23 protein-coding genes are annotated in these 21744 nt (G+C 66.9%); 14 read left to right on the top strand and 9 right to left on the bottom strand.

Going from position 1 to position 21744, the window contains the following annotated elements:
- The first annotated feature begins 22 nt into the window (after positions 1-22).
- Both AC1RAA_RS05720 and AC1RAA_RS05715 read left to right on the top strand, forming a co-directional pair.
- Complete coding sequence (locus tag AC1RAA_RS05720) at positions 23-955, top strand: family 2A encapsulin nanocompartment shell protein (protein ID WP_042579703.1); 933 nt, start codon at positions 23-25, stop codon at positions 953-955.
- A gap of 66 nt (positions 956-1021) precedes the next feature.
- Entirely contained in the window at positions 1022-2857 is a 1836-nt protein-coding gene (locus AC1RAA_RS05715; RefSeq protein ID WP_492728333.1) for a family 2A encapsulin nanocompartment cargo protein cysteine desulfurase, read from the top strand.
- A gap of 6 nt (positions 2858-2863) precedes the next feature.
- Here AC1RAA_RS05715 and AC1RAA_RS05710 read toward each other — a convergent pair whose 3' ends face one another.
- Positions 2864-3832: an alpha/beta hydrolase family protein gene (locus tag AC1RAA_RS05710; protein WP_492727050.1), complete on the bottom strand. Its 969-nt coding sequence runs from the start codon at positions 3830-3832 to the stop codon at positions 2864-2866.
- Between the two features lie 134 nt (positions 3833-3966).
- Here AC1RAA_RS05710 and AC1RAA_RS05705 point away from each other — a divergent pair, with 134 nt between their 5' ends.
- Positions 3967-5328 (top strand): NAD(P)/FAD-dependent oxidoreductase, encoded by a 1362-nt coding sequence (locus tag AC1RAA_RS05705; protein WP_492727047.1) that lies wholly within the window; start codon positions 3967-3969, stop codon positions 5326-5328.
- Between the two features lie 32 nt (positions 5329-5360).
- Here the strand turns inward: AC1RAA_RS05705 and AC1RAA_RS05700 are convergent, their stop codons facing one another.
- From AC1RAA_RS05700 to AC1RAA_RS05685, 4 genes are all read right to left on the bottom strand, one after another.
- Positions 5361-6062, bottom strand: a complete 702-nt coding sequence (locus tag AC1RAA_RS05700; RefSeq protein WP_492727044.1) for an aspartate/glutamate racemase family protein — start codon at positions 6060-6062, stop codon at positions 5361-5363.
- 14 nt (positions 6063-6076) lie between these two features.
- The gene (gene panE, locus AC1RAA_RS05695) at positions 6077-7009 is read right to left on the bottom strand and encodes a 2-dehydropantoate 2-reductase (RefSeq protein ID WP_492727040.1); all 933 of its coding nucleotides are present in this window, start codon (positions 7007-7009) and stop codon (positions 6077-6079) included.
- A 65-nt stretch (positions 7010-7074) separates the two neighbouring features.
- Complete coding sequence (gene solA, locus AC1RAA_RS05690; RefSeq protein ID WP_492727038.1) at positions 7075-8301, bottom strand: N-methyl-L-tryptophan oxidase; 1227 nt, start codon at positions 8299-8301, stop codon at positions 7075-7077.
- A gap of 19 nt (positions 8302-8320) precedes the next feature.
- The gene (locus AC1RAA_RS05685; protein ID WP_492727036.1) at positions 8321-9304 is read right to left on the bottom strand and encodes an aliphatic sulfonate ABC transporter substrate-binding protein; all 984 of its coding nucleotides are present in this window, start codon (positions 9302-9304) and stop codon (positions 8321-8323) included.
- 226 nt (positions 9305-9530) lie between these two features.
- Here AC1RAA_RS05685 and AC1RAA_RS05680 point away from each other — a divergent pair, with 226 nt between their 5' ends.
- Genes AC1RAA_RS05680 through AC1RAA_RS05665 form a run of 4 tightly spaced genes read left to right on the top strand, consistent with a single transcriptional unit; the run spans position 9531 to position 12459 of the window.
- The gene (locus tag AC1RAA_RS05680; protein ID WP_492676912.1) at positions 9531-10373 is read left to right on the top strand and encodes a transporter substrate-binding domain-containing protein; all 843 of its coding nucleotides are present in this window, start codon (positions 9531-9533) and stop codon (positions 10371-10373) included.
- Positions 10374-10404: 31 nt separating this feature from the next.
- Complete coding sequence (locus tag AC1RAA_RS05675) at positions 10405-11121, top strand: amino acid ABC transporter permease (protein ID WP_492727034.1); 717 nt, start codon at positions 10405-10407, stop codon at positions 11119-11121.
- Positions 11118-11852 carry an amino acid ABC transporter permease gene (locus tag AC1RAA_RS05670; RefSeq protein ID WP_095745447.1) on the top strand — a complete coding sequence of 245 codons (735 nt, stop codon included), beginning with the start codon at positions 11118-11120 and terminating at the stop codon, positions 11850-11852. The genes AC1RAA_RS05675 and AC1RAA_RS05670 overlap by 4 nt, the downstream gene beginning before the upstream one ends.
- A 49-nt stretch (positions 11853-11901) precedes the next feature.
- Positions 11902-12459, top strand: coding sequence for an NADPH-dependent FMN reductase (locus tag AC1RAA_RS05665; protein ID WP_062470062.1), 558 nt, complete (start codon positions 11902-11904; stop codon positions 12457-12459).
- Positions 12460-12581: 122 nt separating this feature from the next.
- On the opposite strand, the gene AC1RAA_RS05660 is transcribed toward AC1RAA_RS05665, so the two are convergent.
- From AC1RAA_RS05660 to AC1RAA_RS05650, 3 genes are read right to left on the bottom strand one after another with little or no spacing between them, the layout of a single operon-like run.
- On the bottom strand, positions 12582-12908 hold the full coding sequence (locus AC1RAA_RS05660) for a DMT family transporter (protein ID WP_492727031.1): 327 nt from the start codon (positions 12906-12908) through the stop codon (positions 12582-12584).
- Positions 12905-13504 carry a DUF3501 family protein gene (locus AC1RAA_RS05655; RefSeq protein ID WP_492727029.1) on the bottom strand — a complete coding sequence of 200 codons (600 nt, stop codon included), beginning with the start codon at positions 13502-13504 and terminating at the stop codon, positions 12905-12907. The genes AC1RAA_RS05660 and AC1RAA_RS05655 overlap by 4 nt, the downstream gene beginning before the upstream one ends.
- A 1-nt stretch (position 13505) precedes the next feature.
- Positions 13506-14501 (bottom strand): SLAC1 anion channel family protein, encoded by a 996-nt coding sequence (locus AC1RAA_RS05650; RefSeq protein WP_492727027.1) that lies wholly within the window; start codon positions 14499-14501, stop codon positions 13506-13508.
- A 222-nt stretch (positions 14502-14723) separates the two neighbouring features.
- On the opposite strand from AC1RAA_RS05650, the gene AC1RAA_RS05645 reads away from it, so the two are divergent.
- Positions 14724-15677 carry a GlxA family transcriptional regulator gene (locus AC1RAA_RS05645; RefSeq protein ID WP_095747618.1) on the top strand — a complete coding sequence of 318 codons (954 nt, stop codon included), beginning with the start codon at positions 14724-14726 and terminating at the stop codon, positions 15675-15677.
- Positions 15678-15841: 164 nt separating this feature from the next.
- Here the strand turns inward: AC1RAA_RS05645 and AC1RAA_RS05640 are convergent, their stop codons facing one another.
- Positions 15842-16489, bottom strand: a complete 648-nt coding sequence (locus AC1RAA_RS05640) for an FMN-dependent NADH-azoreductase (protein ID WP_159271685.1) — start codon at positions 16487-16489, stop codon at positions 15842-15844.
- Positions 16490-16624: 135 nt separating this feature from the next.
- Between AC1RAA_RS05640 and AC1RAA_RS05635 the strand changes: the two genes are divergently transcribed.
- The 6 genes from AC1RAA_RS05635 (at position 16625) to cysW (ending at position 21732) form a co-directional block, all read left to right on the top strand.
- A complete protein-coding gene (locus tag AC1RAA_RS05635) occupies positions 16625-17539 on the top strand; it encodes a LysR family transcriptional regulator (RefSeq protein ID WP_492697077.1) in 915 nt (304 codons plus the stop codon).
- 148 nt (positions 17540-17687) lie between these two features.
- The gene (locus tag AC1RAA_RS05630; RefSeq protein WP_062470070.1) at positions 17688-18329 is read left to right on the top strand and encodes a peroxiredoxin; all 642 of its coding nucleotides are present in this window, start codon (positions 17688-17690) and stop codon (positions 18327-18329) included.
- Positions 18330-18351: 22 nt separating this feature from the next.
- A complete protein-coding gene (locus AC1RAA_RS05625; RefSeq protein WP_056580397.1) occupies positions 18352-18927 on the top strand; it encodes an RBBP9/YdeN family alpha/beta hydrolase in 576 nt (191 codons plus the stop codon).
- Positions 18924-19940 (top strand): sulfate ABC transporter substrate-binding protein, encoded by a 1017-nt coding sequence (locus tag AC1RAA_RS05620; RefSeq protein ID WP_062470072.1) that lies wholly within the window; start codon positions 18924-18926, stop codon positions 19938-19940. The genes AC1RAA_RS05625 and AC1RAA_RS05620 overlap by 4 nt, the downstream gene beginning before the upstream one ends.
- On the top strand, positions 19941-20828 hold the full coding sequence (cysT, locus tag AC1RAA_RS05615) for a sulfate ABC transporter permease subunit CysT (RefSeq protein ID WP_062470075.1): 888 nt from the start codon (positions 19941-19943) through the stop codon (positions 20826-20828). It begins immediately after the preceding gene.
- 1 nt (position 20829) lies between these two features.
- Positions 20830-21732, top strand: coding sequence for a sulfate ABC transporter permease subunit CysW (gene cysW, locus AC1RAA_RS05610; RefSeq protein WP_492727024.1), 903 nt, complete (start codon positions 20830-20832; stop codon positions 21730-21732).
- The last annotated feature ends 12 nt before the right edge of the window (positions 21733-21744 follow it).

The raw sequence follows: 21744 nt of genomic DNA, 5'->3' as shown, positions 1-21744 counted from the left end.
TCAACCCACGGAGCCTTGATCCATGAGTGCAACAGTCGGTGGTACCACCGCCCTTGGCGACAACGCCGCCCGCCAGCTAGCCAACGCCACCAAGACCGTTCCCCAACTCGAGACCATCAGCCCGCGCTGGCTGACGCACCTGCTGCAATGGGTGCCGGTGGAAGCGGGCATCTACCGCGTCAACAAGGTCAAGAACCCCGAGTCGATCAAGGTCACCTGCACCTCGCGCGAAGAAGAGAACCAGCTGCCGCGCACCTTCGTCGACTACGAAGAGAACCCGCGCGAGCACTACCTCAATGCCGTGAGCACCGTGCTCGACGTGCACACCCGCATCTCCGACCTGTACAGCAGCCCGCACGACCAGATCAAGGAGCAGCTGCGCCTGACGATCGAGACGATCAAGGAGAACCAGGAGAGCGAGCTTATCAACAACCCCGACTACGGCCTGCTGGCGCAGGTGAGCGAAGAGCAGCGCATCTTTCCGCTGACCGGCGCGCCCACGCCCGACGACCTGGACGAGTTGCTGACCAAGGTGTGGAAGGAGCCCGCGTTCTTCCTCACGCATCCGCTGGCCATTGCCGCGTTCGGTCGTGAAGCCACGCGCCGCGGCACGCCGCCGCCCACGGTGAGCCTGTTCGGTTCGCAGTTCATCACCTGGCGCGGCATTCCGCTGATTCCGTCGAACAAGGTGCCGGTGGCCGACGGCAAGAGCAAGATCCTGCTGCTGCGCGTGGGCGACAAGCGCCAGGGCGTGGTGGGGCTGTTTCAGCCGGGCCTGTCGGGCGAGCAGAGCCCGGGGCTGTCGGTGCGCTTCATGGGCATCAACAACCACGCGATCGCGTCGTACCTGATCTCGCTGTACTGCTCGCTCGCGGTGCTGACCACCGACGCGCTGGCCGTGCTCGACGACGTCGAGATCGGCAAGTACCACGACTATCCCGACACCTACAAGTAAGCCGCGGTGAGCAGCACACCCACGTTCCCGGGCGAGGCGCCGTTCGATCCGGCCGTTCTCGCGCGCATGGCCAGCGCCATGTTCTCCGCGCCGCCGGGCGCGCAGTTTCCCGCCAACATCGCACCGCCGGGCTCGCCGCTGGTGAGCCCCGCCGGCTTCGGGCCGAGCGTGCCGGGCACGCCGATCCCGCAAGGGCAGGTTCCGGGCGCCAATGTGCTGCCCGCATCGCCCACGCAGCTGCCGTCGCTCGCGAACCGCGCGCCGGCGCTGCTGCCGCATGCGGTGGCGGGCAACGGCGTGCCTGACACGGTGCTGTCGGTGGCGCCGGCCTTCGAGCCGCGTTCGGGCGGCGTGGTGCAGGGCGTGCCGCAGCAGGTGGGGGCGCCTGTGTCGCCGCAGGCCGCCTCCGCATCGCCGTTCTACTTCCTGAACCACAGCTACGGGCATCCGGCGGCCAGCGCCAGCGATGGCTTTGCGATCCACGATCCGTTCGCGGGCCTTGCCGCGCCGACGGCGCAGCCCGCATTGCCACCGAGCCCGCCTTCGGCGCCGGCCGGACGCGATGCGCAGTTCTACTTCGTCGATGCAGTGCGCCTGCCCAACGGCTTCGTCACGCCGGCCAAGCCCGATCCGCGCGGCCCCGACGCGGCGCCGCTGGCCGGCAGCGGCCAGCATCCGCCGTTCGACGTGCATGCCGTGCGCCGCGACTTCCCGATCCTGCAGGAGCGGGTGAACGGCAAGCAGCTCGTGTGGTTCGACAACGCGGCCACCACGCACAAGCCGCAGTCGGTCATCGACCGCATCGCGTACTTCTACGAGCACGAGAACTCGAACATCCATCGTGCGGCGCATGAACTCGCCGCGCGTGCGACCGATGCCTACGAAGGCGCACGCGAGCGCGTGCGCAAGTTCATCAATGCACCCGAAGTCGACGAAGTGATCTTCGTGCGCGGCACCACCGAGGCCATCAACCTCGTGGCCAAGAGCTGGGGCGGCCAGCACGTGGGCGAGGGTGACGAGATCATCGTGTCGAACCTCGAGCACCACGCCAACATCGTGCCGTGGCAGCAGCTCGCCGCCGCCAAGGGCGCGAAGCTGCGCGTGATTCCGGTGGACGATTCGGGGCAGGTGCTGCTCGACGAGTACCGCAAGCTGCTCAACGACCGCACGAAGATCGTCGCGGTCACGCAGGTCTCGAATGCGCTGGGCACCGTGGTGCCGGTGAAGGAGATCGTCGAGCTGGCGCACCGCGCGGGCGCGAAGGCGCTGGTCGACGGCGCGCAGTCGGTGTCGCACATGCGGGTCGATGTGCAGGACATCGGCGCCGACTTCTTCGTGTTCTCCGGCCACAAGGTGTTCGGCCCGACCGGCATCGGCGTGGTGTGGGGCAAGCGCGAGGTGCTCGAAGACATGCCCCCGTGGCAGGGCGGCGGCAACATGATTGCTGACGTGACCTTCGAGAAGACCGTGTTCCAGCCGATCCCGAACAAGTTCGAGGCCGGCACCGGCAACATCGCCGATGCCGTGGGCCTGGGCGCGGCCATCGACTACGTCAACAAGGTCGGCATCGAGAACATCGCGCGCTACGAGCACGACCTGCTGGTGTACGGCATGGCGCAACTGGGCGCGATTCCCGGCGTGCGGCTGATCGGCACGGCGGCGGACAAGGCGAGCGTGATGTCCTTCGTGCTCGACGGCTACACCACCGAGGAGGTGGGCCACGCGCTCAACGACGAAGGCATCGCGGTGCGCACGGGGCACCACTGCGCGCAGCCGATCCTGCGGCGCTTCGGCGTCGAGACCACGGTGCGGCCGTCGCTGGCGTTCTACAACACCTTCGACGAGATCGACCGGCTGGTGACGGTGGTGCGGCGGCTCGCCGGCCAGAGGCGCACGCGCTGAGCCGGCTCAGGGCTTCGATGCCAGGTGCTGCCTGAAGAAGGCGAGCACCTTGGCATTGAAGTCGGCGTGGAAGGCGACGCGGTCGAAGCCGCCCGCATCGCTGCAGATCTCCGGCAAGGCCTTGGCCATGGCCGGCGCGCAGGGCGCCAGGAAGGCGAAGTGCGCGGTGTTCGCGGGCACGTACCAGTCCGGTGCCGAAGGCAGGTTGCGGCGAACCGCTTCGACATCGTCCAGCGTCACGCCGTCGCCGCCGCGCGCGGAGGCCCAGAGCTGGACGGGCACTGTGACCTGCTTCAGCCCCTCGGCATCGAAAAAGCTCAACGGGTCGACGATCACCGCCGCCTTGATGCGCGCATCGCGCACCGGCGGCGCTGGCAGTTCCTGGCGCTGGATCTGGCCGCAGAACGGAATCTTCGACGCCGGCGTGCAAAAGCGCAGGCCCAGCTTGAAGTTGGGCACCGCGCCCGTTGCCACGAGGCCGGTGTAGCCGCCGCGCGAGAAGCCGAAGAAGCCGACCTGGTCGGCGGCGATTCTTGTATGGCCGGACCACGTCTTGAGCATGTGATCCGCCAGCCGGCGCATATCGACGGGCCGCGCGGCAAATGTCGAGAGATGGCCCCGGCGTTCCATGTCCTGGAAGTTGTCGTTCGGATGGTTGATGGCGGCGACCACGAAGCCCGCGTGGGCCAGCGCTGCCGCCGTGTCGTGGTGTCCGAGGAACGAGCCGCCCGAGCCGTGTGACATCAGCACCAGCGGCAGCCCTGTGCCGGCGATGGGGCAGTCCTTGCTGGCCGAGATGGCGATCAGGCCGAACGCGATCTCGCCGGGCGCCGCCTCGCAAGGCGTCCACACCGCGCCACGCAAGGCCGGCCCGTCCTTGTCGGCCGGCACCTCGATGAAGCTGAACCCCGCCGCATGGCTCCATGCGGCAGACACACAGAGGGCGGCGAGCAGGGCAAGGCGATGCAGGGTCATGGTGCGCAAGGGGTAGAGGGGGCTGAACGGGTCGCCAGTGTGCCGCCTCCGGCCCCGCGCCGCCAGCCCGTTTTGCGTCGTGCGATGCGGGCGCGCTATGCTCTGTCGCTGTCCATCACGCTGCTTGTCTTCGCATGTCCCAGCCTCAGGTTTCTTCTTCCGGTGCTCCTTCTTCTGTCAGCGATTCCTGCGATGTGTTCGTGATCGGCGGCGGCCCCGCGGGTTCGACCGTCGCGGCGCTGCTGGCGCAGCAGGGGCGCAGGGTGGTGCTGGTCGAGAAAGAGCACCACCCGCGCTTTCACATCGGCGAATCGCTGCTGCCCGCGAACGTCGAGCTGTTCGACAAGCTCGGCGTGCGCGACCAGGTCGAGAAGATCGGCATGCCGAAGTTCGGCATCGAGTTCGTCTCGCCCGAGCATGAGCACCGCAGCTACGTGGAGTTCGCCGAAGGCTGGGACAAGTCGCTCGACTCCGCCTGGCAGGTGCGCCGCTCCGAGCTCGACGAGCTGCTGTTCCGCAACGCCGCCACGCGCGGCGCCCAGGCCTTCGAGGGTTGCAAGGTGCGCGACGTGGCCTTCGACGCCGACGGCGCCACCGTGCAGGCCGTGATGGACGACGGTGCCAAGCGCAGCTGGCGCGCGCGCTTCGTGATCGACGCCACGGGCCGCGACACGCTGCTGGCCAACAAATTCCGCTGCAAGCAGAAGAACCCCGACCACAACAGCACCGCGCTGTTCGGCCACTTCATCAATGCCGAGCGGCTCGAGGGCAAGAAGGAAGGCAACATCAGCATCTGCTGGTTTCCGCACGGCTGGTTCTGGTTCATTCCGCTGGCCGACGGCACGACCAGCGTGGGCGCGGTGTGCTGGCCCTACTACCTGAAGACGCGCGAAAAATCGCTGAAGGAATTCTTCTACGACACCATCGCGCTGTGCCCCGTGCTGGCCGACCGCCTGAAGAATGCCACCCTGGTCGACGACGCCGTGCACGCCACGGGCAACTTCTCGTACTCGAGCACGCACGCCACCGGCGACAACTACCTGCTGCTGGGCGACGCCTTCACCTTCATCGACCCGATGTTCTCCTCGGGCGTGTACCTGGCGATGCACAGCGCCTTCGACGGCGCCGAGTTGGTGGCCACCGCGCTCGACCAGCCGGCCGAACTGGCCCGCGCCCGAGAAGGCTTCGAGGCCATGATGCGCAAGGGCCCGCGCGAGTACTCGTGGTTCATCTACCGCGTGACCAACCCGACCATCCGCGACATGTTCATGTACCCCGGCAACCCGTTCCGGGTGAAGGAGGCGCTGATGTCGCTGCTGGCCGGCGACATCTACAAGGGCACGCCGATGTGGGGCGCGCTGCGCATGTTCAAGGTGCTGTACTACGGCATCTCCCTCGCCAACTTCCGCCGCACCTGGGCGGGCTGGAAGCGCCACCGCTTCAACATCCGCGACATGGGGGCGTTGAAGGGGGAGACGATCCTCAAGTCGGACTAGGCGCGCCCAGAAGCGGGTTCGCGCCGCGGGGGCTACCAGCCCGTCAGGCCGGTACGGGTGGATGCCCAGGCGGTGTTCGATGCGCGCAACGTCGCCACCGCATGCGCCACCCCCAACTGCGGGCTGCTGAGCACATCAACCTTGAGGTCCGCCAGCAACCCCGTCACCGGCGCCATCGACGCTTGCGCCAGCACGATCACGTCGGTGCCGTCGGCCGCGGCGCGGATCGATTCGGCCAGCGTGGCGACGTAGCGCGCGATGTCGCCGGACTGGAAATGCACCCAGGCGTCTTCGACGAGCAGCGTGCTGGCGCGGATGCCGACGCCGGCCTGCCGCGCGGCTGAAAGCACGAGCGACAGGGTCGGGTCGATGGTGCTTTCGACGGCGCCGACGATCAGCACGCGCGGGCCGTTGCGCACGGCGCGGTCGGCCATGGCGCGGTCGATGCGCAGGGCGGCGAAGGCGCCGCCGGTGGCGGTCTTTTCGGCGATGCCGCCGATGGTCGAGCAGGTGCACACGACCACCGAAGCGCCGTCCGAGGCGGCGTCGCGCATGGCCTCGTGGACGCGCGCTACCAGGCCGGCGTGGTCGACGCCCAGGGTGCGCGCATCGGCGAGCAGCTCTTCCATCACCAGGTGCTGCACGCGCAGCTCGGGCGCGATCTCGCGGGCCAGGCTGCCGAAGGTCTGCACATGCACCTGCGCGGTATGGAGGAAGGCGAGCGTGTCGGCCATGAGCTTGCCGCCGTTCAACCGGCCTCGCGGGCGCGCCGGAACTCGTAGGCCTTCAGGTGCACGTAGGCCGTGCGCAGCACCGACGGTGTGGCCGAGGCGCTGCGCGGCGCGCGGGCCAGCAGGTCGCCCAGGATGTGGTCGGCCTCGACGCGCGCGCCGCGGGCCATGTCCTTGTACATCGAGGCGGTCATGGGCGAGCCGGCGGTCGTGACCACTGCGCGACCGCGCGTGATGGCGCCGGGCTGCGGGGCAAAGCCGTTGTGGGCGGCGATGGCGCAGCACTCGTCGAAGATCGCGAGCGCCACGTCTTCGCCGCCGGCCGCCACGATGTCGCCGATGGAGGCGTGCATCAGGCTCGTGAGGCCCGCGGCCGAGGCGATGAAGACCCACTTCTCCCACATGTCCTGTGCGATGGTCTCGCTCGCGGTGGCCGTGAAGTTCGCGCCGGCGAACTGGGCCGCGATGGCGTCGATGCGCGGCGAACGTCCGCCCGCGCGTTCGCCGTAGCTCAGGCTGTGCATGTCGTTCAGGTGCTGCACGCGGCCCTCGTCGTCGAGGGTGGCGGAGATCATGCACAGGCCGCCGAGCACGCGCGCCTCGCCGAAGCGCGCGACCAGCCGGTCGATGTGGCCCAGGCCGTTGAGCAGCGGAAGGATGACGGTGTCGGGCCCGACGGCGGGCGCGAACGAATCCATGGTGGCGTCGAGGTCGTAGGCCTTGCAGCCGACCACGACCACGTCGTACGGGCCGCCGATCTGCTCGGCCAGCACATGCTTCGGCGTGGGCAGGTCGAGGTCGCCGAAGGGGCTGCGCACCACGAGCCCGGTCGTGGCCAGCTGGGCCGCGCGGCCGGGACGCAGTAGAAAGGTCACATCGCGGCCTGCCGCGAGCAGGCGTGCGCCGAAGTAACCACCGAGTGCTCCCGCACCCACCATCAGGAATCGCATCGCGCGCTGCCTCCGAAGAAACTGAAGATCGGAAGCGATGATGCCCCGGATCGCGCGCGGGCGCCTCAGGGGTGTTGCGAGGTCGCCAGTCGCTCGCGGGCAAAGGGCCGCAGGTCGAGGCCATGCGCGCTTTCGCGCCCCAGCACCCGGTCGGCGATGGCGTCGCCCAGCCCGGCCGAGTGCTTGAAGCCGTGGCCGGAGCAGGCCGAGACGATCAGCACGTTGGGCAGGCCGTCGAGCGCGTCGATCACGAAGCGGCGGTCGGGCGTCACGGTGTACATGCAGGCACGGGCCTTGAGTGCGTGCCCTGCGATCTGCGGAAAGCGCCCGGCCACGCGGTGGCGGTACATGGCGGCGGTTTCTTCGGCGCTCACCTCGCGGTCGAGCGCGTCGGGCGTGGTGGCGTCGACGTACTGCTCGGTGGCGACCTTCAGCGCGGGCTGCGACGGGTCGGAGGCCGGAAAACCGTACATGTAGTCCTCCTGCGCGTCGCCGAACATCCAGATGAAGATGGGAAAACGCCCGGGCGCGAAGTCGGCCGCGGCGGTGGGGCCGGTGTCGAACCAGTGCATCACCTGCCGGTGCACCGAGAAGTGGGCCTGCCAGTCGGTGCGCGCCTGCCGGCCGAGGAATTCGGGCAGCCAGGCGCCGGCCGCGACCACCACCTGGTCGGCGGTGAAGCTCGCGGTTTCGGTGCGCACGCGCACGGTGTCGCCGTTGCCCACGGGCTCGACGCCCAGCACGCGCTCGCCGGTGCGGGTCTGTGCGCCGTCGGCGCGGGCCACGGCGAGCTGGGCGGCGATGGCGTCTTCGGGGCGCACGAAGCCGGCGTCGCATTCGAGGTACCCGATCTCGTCGCCCTGCAGGTGGAACTGCGGGTAGCGCGCGCGGATGCCGGCCGCGTCGAGCACCTCGTGCGCAATGCCGAAGCGCTCGGCGCAGGCGATGGTGCGGCGCACGAAGTCGGACTTGCCGTGGTGTTCGGCCACGCGGTCGCGCGGCGCGAGGATGAGGCCGCCGGTGGTGGTCATCAGCGGTCGGCCGGTGCGCGCCTCGAGCTCGCGCCAGATGGCGTGCGAGCGGTGCACCAGCGGCACGTACTCGTCGCCTTCGCCGACGGCCAGCCGCGTGATGCGCGAATCGCCGTGCGAGGAGCCGCGGTCGTGCGGCGGCGCGAACTGGTCGATGCCGAGCACGCGCGCACCGCGTTGCGAGAGCTGGTAGAGGGTGGCCGCGCCGAGGGCGCCCAGGCCGATGACGATCGCGTCGTAATGAGTAGGGGAACGGGTCACGGGGCGAGAGGTTTCGTCGTCACACAAGGTTCAGGTCGAGAAAAGCATCCTTCACCGCGATGGGCTGGGGAATGAGCTTCAGCTGCGCGAACACGTCGGCCAGGCCCTGCTGTTCGCGGGCGATGGCGGGCGTGAGCGCCACGACGCCATAGTGCCGCCGTTCGGTCGCCAGCGCCAGCACCTTGGGCTCGACCTTGAGCTGCGGTGCGAGCGTGGCCACCACGTCGCCGGGGTGGGCCTGCGCCCAGTCGTTGGCCTTGCGCAGCTCGGCGAACACGGTGCGCAGCGTGTCGGCGTTGGCGCGCGCGAAGGCGGGCTGCGCGAAGTGGTAGGTGCGGTTGCCGCTCAGGTCGGTGCCGTCGAACAGCAGGCGCGACTCGGTCGCCACCTGCGCGCCGGCCAGGAACGGGTCCCACAGGCCGATGGCCGCGACGCTGCCCGACTGGTAGGCCGCCACGGTGTCGGAGGCCGTGACGATGTAGACCGGCTCGATGTCTTCGTAGCGCAGGCCGGCCGCCTCGAGTGCGCGGATCAGCACGTACTGGGTGTTGTAGCCGCGGCCGGTGACGACCTTCTTGCCCTTGAGGTCGCGCACGCTGCGGATCGGCGAGTCGCGCGGCACCAGGAAGCCGACGCCGCCGGGGTAGGGGCTTTCGGCCGCGAGGTAGACCAGGCCCTTGCCGCTGGCCTGCTGGAACACGCCGATGCCGTCGGAGGCGTGGCCGAAGTCGATGGCGCCGGCCGCCAGTGCTTCCGACAGCTGGCTGCCGCCGAGGAACTCGCGCCACTCGACGTTCACGCCGGCCGGTGCGAGCGCCTTCTCGAGCTGGCCCGTGCCCTTGAGGATGTTGAGCGTGTTGAACTTCTGGTAGCCGATGCGCAGCGTGCGGGCGCGCGGCTGGGCGAACAGCGGGGCCGAGGCGGCCACGACGGCAGCGCCGACGCCGGCGCGAAGCAGAAGGCGCCGGGAGACGGCGGGCGAGGAAGAGGGTGGGAAGTGCATGGGAAGAGCGGGGCCGCGTCGCGCGGCCGAAGAAGAAAAAAGCAGTCAGTCGAAAGGCAGAGGCTGGCCACTCTAGGGACCGATGCCTTCGCGCGCCACGAAGCTTTTGTCATTTGTTCATGCGCAACTCATCGCTGCATATGCAAGCGGAAATTGCTTCGTTGGCGCCGCACGCGGCGCTGCCTAGAGTCGCGCTCTCTTTTTCCACTTCCAGCGAAGCGCAGGCATGACCCGCAACACCCACTCTTTCACCGTGACCAGCCTGGCCCTGGCAATCGGCGCTCTCACCACCCTGGGCAACATTGCCTGGGCCGACAAGCTCGACGACATCCGCAAGGCCGGTGTGCTGCGCGTGGCCGCGTTCGACGGCAACCCGCCCTTCGGCTACATCGACCCGGCCAGCAAGAAGCAGGTGGGCCACGACATCGACCTGGCGACCGAGTTCGCAAAGAGCCTGGGCGTGAAGATCGAGCTGGTGCCGACCAACCCGGCCAACCGCATCCCGCTGCTCACCTCGGGCAAGGCTGACGTGGTGTTCGCCAGCTTCACCATCACCGACGAACGTGCCAAGGCAGTCGACTTCACCACGCCGTACTTCCTGGTCGGCCAGCAGTTCCTGGCGAAGAAGGGCGTGCTGAAGGAGGCCGCGCAGATCAAGGACATCCGCATCGGTACCGAGAAGGGCACGACGATGGAGTCGAACCTGCGCAAGAACTACCCCGACGCCAAGGTCGTGCTCTACGACGATTCGCCCTTTGCGCTGGCCGCGCTGCGCAACGGCAACGTGCAGGCCATCACCAACGACGGCGTGAAGCTCACGGCGCAGTGGAACGCGATTCCCGACAAGGAGAAGTACGAGATCCCGGCGATCACGGTGTCGAAGGAGTACCTCGGCGCGGCCGTGGCCAAGGGCGAGACGCGCCTGCTCGAGACACTCAACGCCTGGCTGGTCGACAGCGAGAAGAACGGCCGCGCCGTGGCGATCTACGACACCTGGTTCGGTCCGAACAGCAAGGCGCCGCTGCCGCGCCTGCTGAAGATCGGCGACCAGCGCGTGGCCGCCAACTGATGGGGCGCGCAACGACCGGATCGATGCGGCCTTGAGCGATTTCCTGCGCGAGCACCTGCTCGCGCCCCATTACCTCGGCTGGCTGCTCGACGGCTGGCTCGTGACCGTGGGCGCCTCGCTGCTGGTGGCGGCGGGCGCCACGCTGCTGGGTGTCGTCGTGGCGGCGGGGCGCTCGTCGAGCCGGCCCGCGTGGCTGCGCGCGAGCGGCGCGTACGTCTCGCTGTTTCGCAACACGCCGCTGCTGGTGCAGCTCTTCTTCTGGTACTTCGGCGCGCCCAGCCTGCTGCCCGAGGCGCTGCGCGAAGGGCTGCTGGCGGGGCGCTTCGTTTCCTTCGAACTTCTGTCGGCGCTGCTCGGGCTCACGCTGTATGCGGCCGCCTACGTGGGGGAGGACATCCGCTCGGGCATCCGCGGCGTGCCTGAGGGGCAGACGCTGGCGGCACAGGCGCTGGGCTTCACGCGCGCGCAGGTGCTGGCGCAGGTGGTGCTGCCGCAGGCGCTGCGCATCGCGTTGCCGCCGCTGCTGGGGCAGTACATGAACATCGTCAAGAACACCTCGCTCGCGATGGCCGTGGGGCTGGTCGAGCTGTCGTACGCCTCGCGCCAGGTCGAGGCGGAAACCTTCAAGACCTTCCAGGCCTTCGGCGTGGCGACGCTGCTCTACATCGTGACCATCGGCGCGATCGAGCTGCTGGCAGCGTGGGCTGCGCGTCGGCAATCGGCGGTGCCGGGGAGGGCCGCTGCATGACCGATGCATTGCACATGCTGTGGGACAGCCTGCCGTACCTGCTGTGGGGTGCCTTTCCGCAGGGCGAGCTGGGCGGTGCGGCGCTCACGGTGCTGCTCAGCGCCGGCTCGGGCATCGCGTCGGCGCTGCTGGGGCTGGCGTGGGGCATCGGGCTGGCCATGGCGCGGGGGCCGCTGAAGCGCGTGCTGACGCTGGGGCTGGCCTTCCTGCGTGCGATCCCGGTGCTGATGCTGATCTTCTGGACCTACTTCCTGCTGCCGTTCGCGCTGGGCGTGAGCGTGCCGGGCGTGCTGTCGGTGATGTGCGCGCTGTCGCTGGTGGGCGGCGCCTACCTGGCGCACGCGGTGCATGCGGGCATCCGCGGCATCGGGGCCGGGCAGTGGGCGGCGGGGCTGTCGCTCGGGCTCACGCGCTGGGGCACGCTGCGCCACGTCGTGCTGCCGCAGGCGCTGCGGATGATGCTGCCGTCGTTTGTCAACCAGTGGGTCACGCTCGTGAAGGACAGCTCGCTGGCCTACGTGGTGGGCGTGGGCGAGCTGTCGTTCGTGGCCTCGCAGGTGAATGCGCGCACCATGGTCTACCCGGCGGAGATTTTCGTGCTGGTGGGCGCGATCTACTGGCTGCTGTGCACCGGGCTGGACCGGCTGGCCCACGGAGTCGTGCGCCGCGCGCAGGCGGGTGCGCCGGTTGTCATGAACTTTTCTGGAAAAGGTCTTGAGCGCTTCGCATAATCGTCCCGGTCATTCCGACAGCCTTTCTTATTTCAAGGAGTTCCACCTCATGGCACAGACCCGGATCGCCGTCATCGTCGGCAGCCTGCGCAAGGATTCGTTCAACCACAAGCTGGCCCTGGCCCTGGCGCATCTCGCGCCGTCGGACTTCACGTTCGAGACCCTGCGCATCGACGACCTGCCGCTGTACAACCAGGACGACGACGGCAACCAGGCCGCCCAGGTGAAGCGCCTCAAGAGCGAAGTGGCCGCCGCGCAGGGCGTGCTGTTCGTCACGCCCGAATACAACCGCTCGATCCCCGGCGTGCTGAAGAACGCCATCGACCACGCCTCGCGCCCCTATGGCCAGAGCGTGTGGGCCGGCAAGCCGACCGGCGTGCTCGGCATTTCGGTGGGCGCCATCGGCACCGCGCTGGCGCAGCAGCACCTGCGCAACATCCTGGCCTACCTCGACGCGCCCACGATGGGCGGCCCCGAGGTGTTCCTGCAGGCCAAAGAAGGCCTGTTCGACGACAAGGGCCACATCGGCAACGAAGGCACGCAGAAGTTCCTGCAGGGCTGGATGGACAAGTACGTGGCTTGGGTCAAGGCGCACTCGGCAGCCTGAACGCAAGGCAATCGCCCATGAAAAAGCCGCCCCAAGGGCGGCTTTTTCGTTCCGGTGTCGGAGCCATCTAGCTGTTGCACAAGATTCCTCGCCCCTCAGAACGAGGGGTTTCTTCGGGACCGCTAGTGGAGCGATTTAAGCCCGACCACGCCCATGACAATCAGCCCAATGCAAAGTAGCCGGAGTGCCGAAGCCGACTCTCCCAAGAGAACCATGCCCACAATCGCTGTTCCGACCGCACCGATGCCTGTCCACACGGCGTAGGCAGAACCGACTGGCAAATGCCTCAGCGAGAAGGTGAGCAGTGACAGGCTGCCGAGAAGCGAAGCGATCGTGCCTGCCAACACCCAAGGGCGGTCGAATCTTGTGGCCGATTTCAGCCCGACGGCAAATAGGATTTCGAGTCCCCCAGCAGCAAAAAGCGCTACCCATGCGGTCATCGCATTCATGATTGGGCCCATTCGGCTGCGAGTCGCATACGCAAGATCAAAGGCACAGAAGCAACACGGTGCTTTGAGCGACCAACGTGAAAGGACACCTTGCTGCTGAACAGGCAGAAGTGAGCGGCCTGTTGGTCCGTCAAGTGAAATCCGACATACAGGACGAGCTCAGATGCTGTGCCGTGCTCAAACGCGCGCTTACTGAGTTGGCCCCTTACTGCATGCCCACAGAAAACCAGATCCGTTTCCTGCTCGGCATCGGTTTGTTGGGCACGTCGAGACGCTGAGGAAACTTCTTGTTGACCAGTCGTGGGATCGAATGTGATGCGCGCCATCAGTTCGTTGCGTGCAGGAGCCATCGCAACGTAGTTGCTGATTTCATTCTCAATCGCTTCTTCTCGGAGTCCTTGTGCATGCAAGGCTTCCTGGCCCTGCAGCCAAAGCGACTCCTTGGTTTCGAAGCTGACGGCGTATGGCGGCCTTGTCGGCAAGCTGCGAGCGGCTCGGAGATCAAGAAGCCGTTGGCTGTGCGTACCGCGTGCCTGCTCAAACTGCCTGCGTGACAGGGGCTGCGACCCTCTTGGTGAGCGCTGAGTTTCGGTCACTTCAGTTCGCAAGGAGCTTGCCGTTGAAGACGATACGGAAGGTCCGCACAGTCAGTAGCGACAGAGCCGCGGTGAGCAGAATCAGCAAGCCCCACGCAAGCCACGTCAGGGGCTGCGATGACTGCACGGACGCATATTTGAGTGCAGCGTTGACGAGCGCGGCGAGGGGGAAACTGATCGCCCACCACGCGGGACCGAACGCAATGCCCGGCCGAAACACTTTGGGCGCCAGAACCAGGAACAGGAAGAGGCCGAAGTAAAAGAGCATTGCGGCGAAGGCGTCGACTTCGCCTGTGAGATTGGTGTAGGCGAGGAAGCCAACCTCAAACGGAGCCACGAGAATCATCAGAGAAGGCGTCATGGCCGCAGCGAGCGGCTCTCGCTGCACGAGTCTCACGACGATCATCGTGAACATCACCAAGGCGAGGGCCGTGCCAATGCCGGCAGCGACACGCAAAGTCTCGGCGGAGCCCGGTAGATCGGTGTAGGCGAAGGTCACGGCAATGTCCAGCGCGGCAACACCGGGAATCAACCAGGCAGGCACGGCGTGCGAGGGGTCACCCCCGCCGGATAGCAGCCGGGAAACGACGACGTAGCTCACCAGGAGTGTCGTGACGGTGCCAACGATCCACAACACCAGTCCCACCTGCCCGAAGTAGTGGCCCAGTACGGCCGACTGCAGCAACAGCGAGATGGTGATTGTTCCGAAGAAGTTGCCAGCGATGGGGTGGCGGAACTCGGCCAGGACAGCGTCGGGATGCTTCACCAGCTTGAAAAGATACGCGACCGTGATGGCCAGAAAAACGAGGCTGGAAAAGATGCTCAGGGCATCCGCGACTTGCGGGCCAAAGCCAAGAGACTGGGTGGCCAGGCGCCAACCCAGTGCAAGGCCTGAGAGGCCCATGACAGCTCCGAAAAGGTTGACAGGAAGATTTCGGATGGAACCAGTTACTGCAGGGCGGGACTGCTGTTCAGCAGAGAGGAGATCGGCGGTCATTTGTTGCTCCGTATGTTGGCGGAAAGTGCCATGTGCGAAAGTTTCCGCCAACAGGCGAGGGCGCGGGCTGCAGTCCTCCGTTCTTTTCTGCCAATGTTCAAGCAGATACAGCCGACCTCGTTAAAGCATGGTCAAACCCCGTGGCTTGAATTGCCAATCCCGTGAGATCCGGCCAAACTTCCGGCACGGCGCGCCCATGGCGTGCATGACGGAGCCACCCCGATGCGTATCGCCATCCTTGCTTTCCCACGTGTTCAGCTGCTTGATGTTGTCGGCCCGGCTGACATCTTTGCCGAGGCTTCGAGGCAGCTGGGAGATCCGCGCGCGTACCGTGTGCAGGTCATCGCCCCAGATGAAGGGGCACTCAAGAGCAGCAGCGGGCTGCGTCTGATGATCGATGCCACGATTGCCAGCCATCGAGGTGCGATCGACACGTTGCTGGTTGCGGGCAGTCCAGATGTGCACAGCGTGACGGGCAACGAAGCGCTCAAGACGTGGCTTCGGCAGCAATGTGGGAGGGTGCGACGCATCGGGTCGGTTTGCAGCGGTGCCTTTGTGTTGGCAGCCGCCGGTCTTCTGAGCGGAAAGAAGGTGGCCACGCACTGGAATGCAGCAGACCGACTTGCCGCGGACTATCCAACTACAGACGTTGACGCTGACGCGATATTCGTGAGAGATGGGAATCTCTACACATCGGCGGGCGTATCTGCCGGAATGGATCTCGCGCTCGCTCTGGTCGAGGAAGATCATGGGCGCGATCTGGCACTTCGCGTGGCTCGCGAGATGGTGATGTTTCTGAAGCGCCCCGGAGGCCAGTCCCAGTTCAGTGCGCACCTCGCGGCCCAGACCGCCGAGCGTTCCGCAATTCGTGAGATTCAAGACTTTGTCCTGGGCAACCTCCGGGCCGACCTCAGCGTGCCTGCGCTCGCCCTGCAAGCAAAGATGAGTGAGCGGAACTTTGCGCGGATTTTTCGACTTGAGGCTGGCATGACGCCTGCAGACTATGTCGAGAGCGTTCGAATCGACGCAGCGCGTAGGCGCATCGAGGAGTCAAACGTTTCGTTGAAGGGTTTGGCCGACGAAGTAGGCTATGCCAATGGGGACGGCCTTCGCCGGGCGTTTCACCGGCGGCTCGGGGTCGGACCTGCGGACTACCGCAAAAGATTCTCCAGCTGAAGCTCTTGGGTCTGCAGAAGGTAGCGCACAGTGAACGCTCGATTGGCCCAGACAGCTCTACGCTGCATGGGCTCAACCAAGCGGCAATGACATCCAGCTTCTTAAGCGACTGGTTCTGTTGGCTTTTGCATCAGCCAGACAAGTCCGTTCCGGCCGCGGAAGCTTCAGGCGGCTTGCGCGACGTTCTTCTGGTTCGCGGCTTCGGTCGTGGCCACGAGGATGTCGGCGCGGGCGGCGGCCAGGGCGGCGGCCTTGGGCGCGTCACCCATCGCGATGCCTTCGGCGCGCACGAAGCGCACGTCGGTGATGCCGAAGAAGCCGAAGATCACCTTCAGGTAGCTCTCCTGGTGTTCCGCGGCCTGGCCACCTTCGGAGGTCGAGTAGATGCCGCCGCGGCTCGAAGCCACGATCACCGTCTTGCCGCCGGCCAGGCCGACGGGGCCCTTCTCGGTGTACTTGAAGGTGCGGCCGGCTTGCGCGAGGCGGTCGATCCAGGCCTTGAGCTGGGTCGGGATGGTGAAGTTGTACAGCGGGGCGCCGAGCACCACGACGTCGGCGGCCAGGAACTGGGTCACCAGCTTTTCGGACAGGGCGTTCTCGCGCAGTTGCGCTTCGGTCGGTTGGGCCTGCACGCCGGTCTTGATGCCGAGGGCGTCGACGCCGAAGTGCGAGGGCGCGTCCACGGCGAGGTCGAGGTACTCGACCTGGGTGTCGGGGTGGGCGGCGCGCCATGCGGCGACGGTTTCGGCGGTCAGCTGGCGCGAGGTGGAGCCGGCGGCGAGGATGCTGGAGTCGATGTGGAGCAGCTTCATGTCAGTCAATCACTTTCTGTGCAAGGTGTCGGCGCTGAGAAGTGGCCGGCGTTGGGAGAATTCTATTTTTGATGTGAGTGGCTGATAAGTGGCCAAAATTTGATCAGATCGTTCTGTTGGTAGGACAATAAAGCCATGCAAGACCTCAACGACATGGTGTTCTTCGCCGAGGTGGCCGAGCGGGGCGGCTTTGCCGCCGCCAGCCGGGCGCTGGGCATCCCCAAATCGCGGCTGTCGCGCCGCGTGGCCGAGCTCGAGGAGCGCCTGGGCGTGCAGCTGATGCAGCGCAGCACGCGCCGCCTGTCGCTCACGCCGGCCGGCGAGATCTACCTGCGGCATGCCTCGGCGATGCGCGATGCGGCGCAAGCGGCGGCCGAGGCGGTGGCGCAGGTGCAGACCGAGCCGAGCGGGCTGGTGCGGCTGACCTGCCCGGTCACCATCTCGCACAGCGGGCTGGCGCAGCTGATGCCGGTGTTCATGGCGCGCCACCCGGCGGTGCGCGTCGACATGCGCGTCATCAACCGGCCGGTGGACCTGATCGAGGAGGGCATCGACATCGCGCTGCGCGTGCGCCCGACCATCGAGGACAGCACGGTGCTGGTGGCCAAGACCTTCGGCCACAGCCGCGGCGTGCTGGTCGCGAGCCCGACGCTGCTGGCCAGCCAGGGCCCGGTCGATACGCCCGCCGACCTCGCGAAGCTGCCCACGGCGGCCATGTCGGTCAACGGGGAAGGGCGCTCGGAGTGGCGGCTCGAAGGCCCGGAAGGCCGCAGCCACGTGCATGTGCACACGCCGCGCTACGTGGCCGACGACCTCGCGACGCTGCAGTTCGGCGCGCTGGGCGGTGTCGGCGTGACCCTGCTGCCCGACTACATGTGCAGTGCCGACATCGAGGCGGGCCGGCTGGTGCGGGTGCTGCCCGGCTGGGGGCCGTCGCCGGTGGTGGCGCACATGGTGTTTCCGGCGCGGCGGGCGCTGGTGCCGGCGGTGCGGCGGCTGATCGACTTCCTGTCCGAACACCTGCAAAGCGAGCAGATGCGGATGTTCTGAGGCAGATTGCTATCTAAAAGATAGCGTCATAGTGGGCCTGCGCAGGTTCTATATGCGAAAAACGTCATATCCAAACAAACAGATATTCGTTTGCCATTGAAGCAGCGGTTCGCACAATCCAGGGCTTCACCCCCTCCTTGGAGCGACCATGGCAACCCTGCGACTCGGCGACACCGCCCCCAATTTCACCCAGGACTCCAGCGAAGGCCCGATCGACTTCTATCAGTGGGCCGGCGATTCGTGGATCGTGTTCTTCTCGCACCCGGCCGATTTCACGCCCGTGTGCACCACCGAGCTCGGCAAGACGGCGGCGCTGTCGGGCGAGTTCGCCAAGCGCGGCGTCAAGCCCATCGCGCTGAGCGTCGACCCGGCCACCAAGCACAAGGAGTGGATCGGCGACATCAACGAGACGCAGAACACCACCGTCAATTTCCCGATCATTGCGGACGCCGACCGCAAGGTGGCCGACCTGTACGACCTGATCCACCCGAACGCCTCGACCACGGCCACGGTGCGCAGCGTCTACATCATCGACCCCAAGAAGGTCATCCGCACCACCATCACCTACCCGGCGTCGACCGGCCGCAACTTCGACGAGATCCTGCGCGTCATCGACTCGCTGCAGCTCACCGACAGCCACAAGGTCGCCACGCCCGTGAACTGGAAGGACGGTGACGACGTCGTCATCGTGCCGAGCATCCAGGACCCGGCCGAGCTGGCCGAGCGCTTCCCCAAGGGCTTCAAGGCCGTCAAGCCTTACCTGCGCATCACGCCGCAGCCCAACAAGTAAGAAGCCGCAGGACCGCGCCGTCATGCAGACTCGTGTCGTCATCGTGCCCGGTTGGCGCGACTCCGGGCCCGGCCATTGGCAGAGCCTGTGGGAAGAACGCATTCCGGGCGCGGCGCGGGTGGCGCAGGACGACTGGGCCTCGCCCAAGCGCGACGCCTGGGTGCCCGCGCTGGCCAAGCTGGTGCTCGAAAGCGAAGGCCCCGTGGTCATCGCGGCGCACAGCCTGGGCTGCATCGCCACCGCGCACCTGCCGCCCGAGGCCGCCGCCCGCATCCAGGGCGCGCTGCTGGTGGCGCCGGCCGACCCCGAGCGCCGCGCGGTGCTGTCCGACTTCGCACCCGTGCCCTACGCGGCGCTGCCGTACCGCAGCATCGTGGTGGCGAGCAGCAACGATCCCTATTGCCCGATCCGCCTGGCGGGCGCCTATTCGCGCGCCTGGGGCAGCGAGTTCGTGCGCATGCAGAATGCGGGGCACATCAACATCGATTCGGGGCACGGAGACTGGCCGCTCGGCCTGGCCCTGCTGCAATCGTTGACCGACGAACCCGCCGCCTGGTCGGCGGGACGTGAATTTTCAGAAAACCTGGCAACCACATGACTTCCAGAATCAAGACCTTCGTCGCCGTGCTCGCGCTGGCGTCCTCCGCACTCGCCGGCAGCACCGCCTTCGCACAAGGCACGGGGCTGCTGAACGCCTCGTACGACGTGGCGCGCGAGTTCTACAAGGACTACAACGCGGCCTTCGTGGCGAACTACAAGAAGGCCACGGGCAAGGACGTCAAGATCGACCAGTCGCACGGCGGCTCCAGCGCCCAGGCGCGCGCCGTGGCCGACGGCCTGGATGCCGACGTGGTGACCATGAACACCTCGACCGACATCGACTTCCTGGCCAACGCCGGCGTGGTCGCCAAGGACTGGAACAAGAAGTTCCCCGAGAACGCATCGCCCACCACCTCGACCATGCTGCTGCTGGTGCGCAACGGCAACCCCAAGGGCATCAAGGACTGGGACGACCTGGTCAAGCCCGGCGTGCAGGTCGTGATCGTCAACCCCAAGACCGGCGGCAACGGTCGCTATGCCTACCTGGCCGCCTGGGGCTACATCAAGAAGAAGGGCGGCACCGACGCCCAGGCTGCCGAGTTCGTCGGCAAGCTGTTCAAGAACGTGCCGGTGCTGGCACGCGGCGGCCGCGACGCGACCACCGCCTTCCTGCAACGCAACATCGGCGATGCGCTGATCACCTTCGAATCCGAAGTGGTCTCGATCGACCGCGAATTCGGCACCGGCAAGGTCGACTCGGTGTACCCGTCGATCTCCATCGTGGCCGAGAACCCGGTCGCCATCGTCGAGCGCACCGTCAAGAAGAAGGGCACGGGCGAGCTGGCCAAGGCCTACCTCGACTGGCTGTACTCCGAAGAAGCGCAGGAAATCGCCGCCAAGCATGCGCTGCGCCCGCGTTCGCAGACCGTGCTCAAGAAGTACGCCTCGACCTTCAAGCCGCTGCAGCTGTTCACGGTGCAGGAACTGTTCGGCAGCCTGAGTGAAGCGCAGAAGGTGCACTTCAATGACGGCGGCCAGTTCGACAAGCTCTACACGCCCGGCGCGAAGTAAATGAGCGGCGCTGCTTCTTCGGCGCTCCCGGCAGCGGGAGCGCCTTTTTCACGTGCCAACCGGGCAGGGGGCGCCAAGCGCGTGCTGCCCGGTTTCCACATCACGCTCGGCTTCACGGTCTTCTATCTGTGCCTGATCGTGCTGATCCCGCTGTCGGCGCTGGTCTTCAAGACTTTCACGATGACCTGGGAGCACTTCTGGGTGTCGGTGACCGCGCCGCGCGTGATGGCCTCGTACCGCCTGACCTTCGGCGCCTCGCTGATTGCCGCCATGGTGAACGCGGTGTTCGGCCTGCTGGTGGCCTGGGTGCTGGTGCGCTACAAGTTCCCGGGCAAGCGCATCGTCGATGCGCTGGTCGACCTGCCGTTCGCGTTGCCCACGGCCGTGGCCGGCATCTCGCTCACGGCGCTGCTCGCGGGCAACGGCTGGATCGGGCAGCTGCTCGAGCCGCACGGCATCAAGCTGGCGTTCACGCCGGCGGGCATCGTGATTGCGCTGATCTTCATCGGGCTGCCCTTCGTGGTGCGCACGGTGCAGCCGGTGCTCGAAGACGCCGAGAAGGAACTCGAAGAAGCCGCCACCTCGCTGGGCGCCACGCGCCTGCAGACCTTCACGAAGGTGATCTTTCCGTCGATCGCACCCGCGCTGCTGACGGGCTTCGCGATGGCCTTCGCACGCGCCATCGGCGAGTACGGCTCCGTGATCTTCATCGCCGGCAACATGCCGATGATTTCCGAGATCACGCCGCTCATCATCATCGGCAAGCTGGAGCAGTACGACTACACGGGCGCCACCGCGGTCGCGCTGGTGATGCTCGTGCTGTCGTTCATCCTGCTGCTGGTCATCAACGGCCTGCAAGCCTGGCAACGCAAGCGCGCAGGAGCCTGACATGAGCGCACCTTCGAAAATCATCCGCCGCGCGCAGGCCGGCACCACCGAGTCGGCCTGGGTCCGCTGGACGCTGATCGGCATCGCCCTGGCGTTCATGTTCCTGTTCCTCGTGCTGCCGCTGGCGGCCGTGGCCGTCGAGGCGCTGCGCAAGGGCCTGAACGTCTACCTCGAGGCGCTGAAGGAACCCGATGCGTGGAGCGCCATCCGCCTCACGCTGATCACCGCGGCCATCGCGGTGCCGATGAACCTCGTCTTCGGCGTGGCCGCAGCGTGGGCCATCGCCAAGTTCGAGTTCCGCGGCAAGGCCTTCCTCACCACGCTGATCGACCTGCCGTTCGCGGTGTCGCCGGTGGTGGCGGGCCTGATCTACGTGCTGGTGTTCGGCGCGCAGGGCTGGTTCGGACCGTGGCTGGCGGAGCACGACATCAAGATCATCTTCGCCGTGCCCGGCATCGTGCTGGCCACCGTGTTCGTGACCTTTCCCTTCATTGCGCGCGAACTCATTCCGCTGATGCAGGCGCAGGGCACCGACGAGGAACAGGCCGCCATCGTGCTCGGCGCGACCGGCTGGCAGACCTTCCGGCGCGTGACCTTGCCCAACATCAAGTGGGGCCTGCTGTACGGCGTGATCCTGTGCAACGCGCGCGCCATGGGCGAGTTCGGCGCGGTGTCGGTGGTGTCGGGCCACATCCGCGGCCAGACCAACACGATGCCGCTGCACGTCGAGGTGCTCTACAACGAATACCAGTCGGTGGCCGCCTTCGCGGTGGCCTCGCTGCTGGCGATCCTGGCGCTGGTCACCCTGGTGATCAAGTCGGTCATCGAGTGGCGCCATGAGCGCGAAATGAAAGCCATCGCCGAGCTGCCGCCCGAGCGTCCCCCCGAGCCTTCGGCGGCCTGAGAAGACGAGAGA

Source organism: Variovorax sp. GW823-FHT04F07 (genome assembly GCF_058795995.1).
Note: the sequence above shows the minus strand (reverse complement) of the source record. Positions and strands in the feature narration are given on the sequence as shown.

Excerpts from the sequence above, each read along its gene's own strand:
- panE (WP_492727040.1), bottom strand. The coding sequence starts at position 7,009 with ATGCGATTCCTGATGGTGGGTGCGGGAGCACTCGGTGGTTACTTCGGC.
- cysW (WP_492727024.1), top strand. The coding sequence starts at position 20,830 with ATGAGCGCACCTTCGAAAATCATCCGCCGCGCGCAGGCCGGCACCACC.
- AC1RAA_RS05670 (WP_095745447.1), top strand. The coding sequence starts at position 11,118 with ATGACCGATGCATTGCACATGCTGTGGGACAGCCTGCCGTACCTGCTG.
- AC1RAA_RS05665 (WP_062470062.1), top strand. The coding sequence starts at position 11,902 with ATGGCACAGACCCGGATCGCCGTCATCGTCGGCAGCCTGCGCAAGGAT.
- AC1RAA_RS05630 (WP_062470070.1), top strand. The coding sequence starts at position 17,688 with ATGGCAACCCTGCGACTCGGCGACACCGCCCCCAATTTCACCCAGGAC.
- AC1RAA_RS05705 (WP_492727047.1), top strand. The coding sequence starts at position 3,967 with ATGTCCCAGCCTCAGGTTTCTTCTTCCGGTGCTCCTTCTTCTGTCAGC.
- AC1RAA_RS05645 (WP_095747618.1), top strand. The coding sequence starts at position 14,724 with ATGCGTATCGCCATCCTTGCTTTCCCACGTGTTCAGCTGCTTGATGTT.
- AC1RAA_RS05685 (WP_492727036.1), bottom strand. The coding sequence starts at position 9,304 with ATGCACTTCCCACCCTCTTCCTCGCCCGCCGTCTCCCGGCGCCTTCTG.
- AC1RAA_RS05710 (WP_492727050.1), bottom strand. The coding sequence starts at position 3,832 with ATGACCCTGCATCGCCTTGCCCTGCTCGCCGCCCTCTGTGTGTCTGCC.
- AC1RAA_RS05660 (WP_492727031.1), bottom strand. The coding sequence starts at position 12,908 with ATGAATGCGATGACCGCATGGGTAGCGCTTTTTGCTGCTGGGGGACTC.
- AC1RAA_RS05625 (WP_056580397.1), top strand. The coding sequence starts at position 18,352 with ATGCAGACTCGTGTCGTCATCGTGCCCGGTTGGCGCGACTCCGGGCCC.
- AC1RAA_RS05620 (WP_062470072.1), top strand. The coding sequence starts at position 18,924 with ATGACTTCCAGAATCAAGACCTTCGTCGCCGTGCTCGCGCTGGCGTCC.
- AC1RAA_RS05715 (WP_492728333.1), top strand. The coding sequence starts at position 1,022 with ATGGCCAGCGCCATGTTCTCCGCGCCGCCGGGCGCGCAGTTTCCCGCC.
- cysT (WP_062470075.1), top strand. The coding sequence starts at position 19,941 with ATGAGCGGCGCTGCTTCTTCGGCGCTCCCGGCAGCGGGAGCGCCTTTT.
- AC1RAA_RS05640 (WP_159271685.1), bottom strand. The coding sequence starts at position 16,489 with ATGAAGCTGCTCCACATCGACTCCAGCATCCTCGCCGCCGGCTCCACC.
- AC1RAA_RS05700 (WP_492727044.1), bottom strand. The coding sequence starts at position 6,062 with ATGGCCGACACGCTCGCCTTCCTCCATACCGCGCAGGTGCATGTGCAG.
- AC1RAA_RS05650 (WP_492727027.1), bottom strand. The coding sequence starts at position 14,501 with ATGACCGCCGATCTCCTCTCTGCTGAACAGCAGTCCCGCCCTGCAGTA.
- AC1RAA_RS05720 (WP_042579703.1), top strand. The coding sequence starts at position 23 with ATGAGTGCAACAGTCGGTGGTACCACCGCCCTTGGCGACAACGCCGCC.
- AC1RAA_RS05680 (WP_492676912.1), top strand. The coding sequence starts at position 9,531 with ATGACCCGCAACACCCACTCTTTCACCGTGACCAGCCTGGCCCTGGCA.
- AC1RAA_RS05635 (WP_492697077.1), top strand. The coding sequence starts at position 16,625 with ATGCAAGACCTCAACGACATGGTGTTCTTCGCCGAGGTGGCCGAGCGG.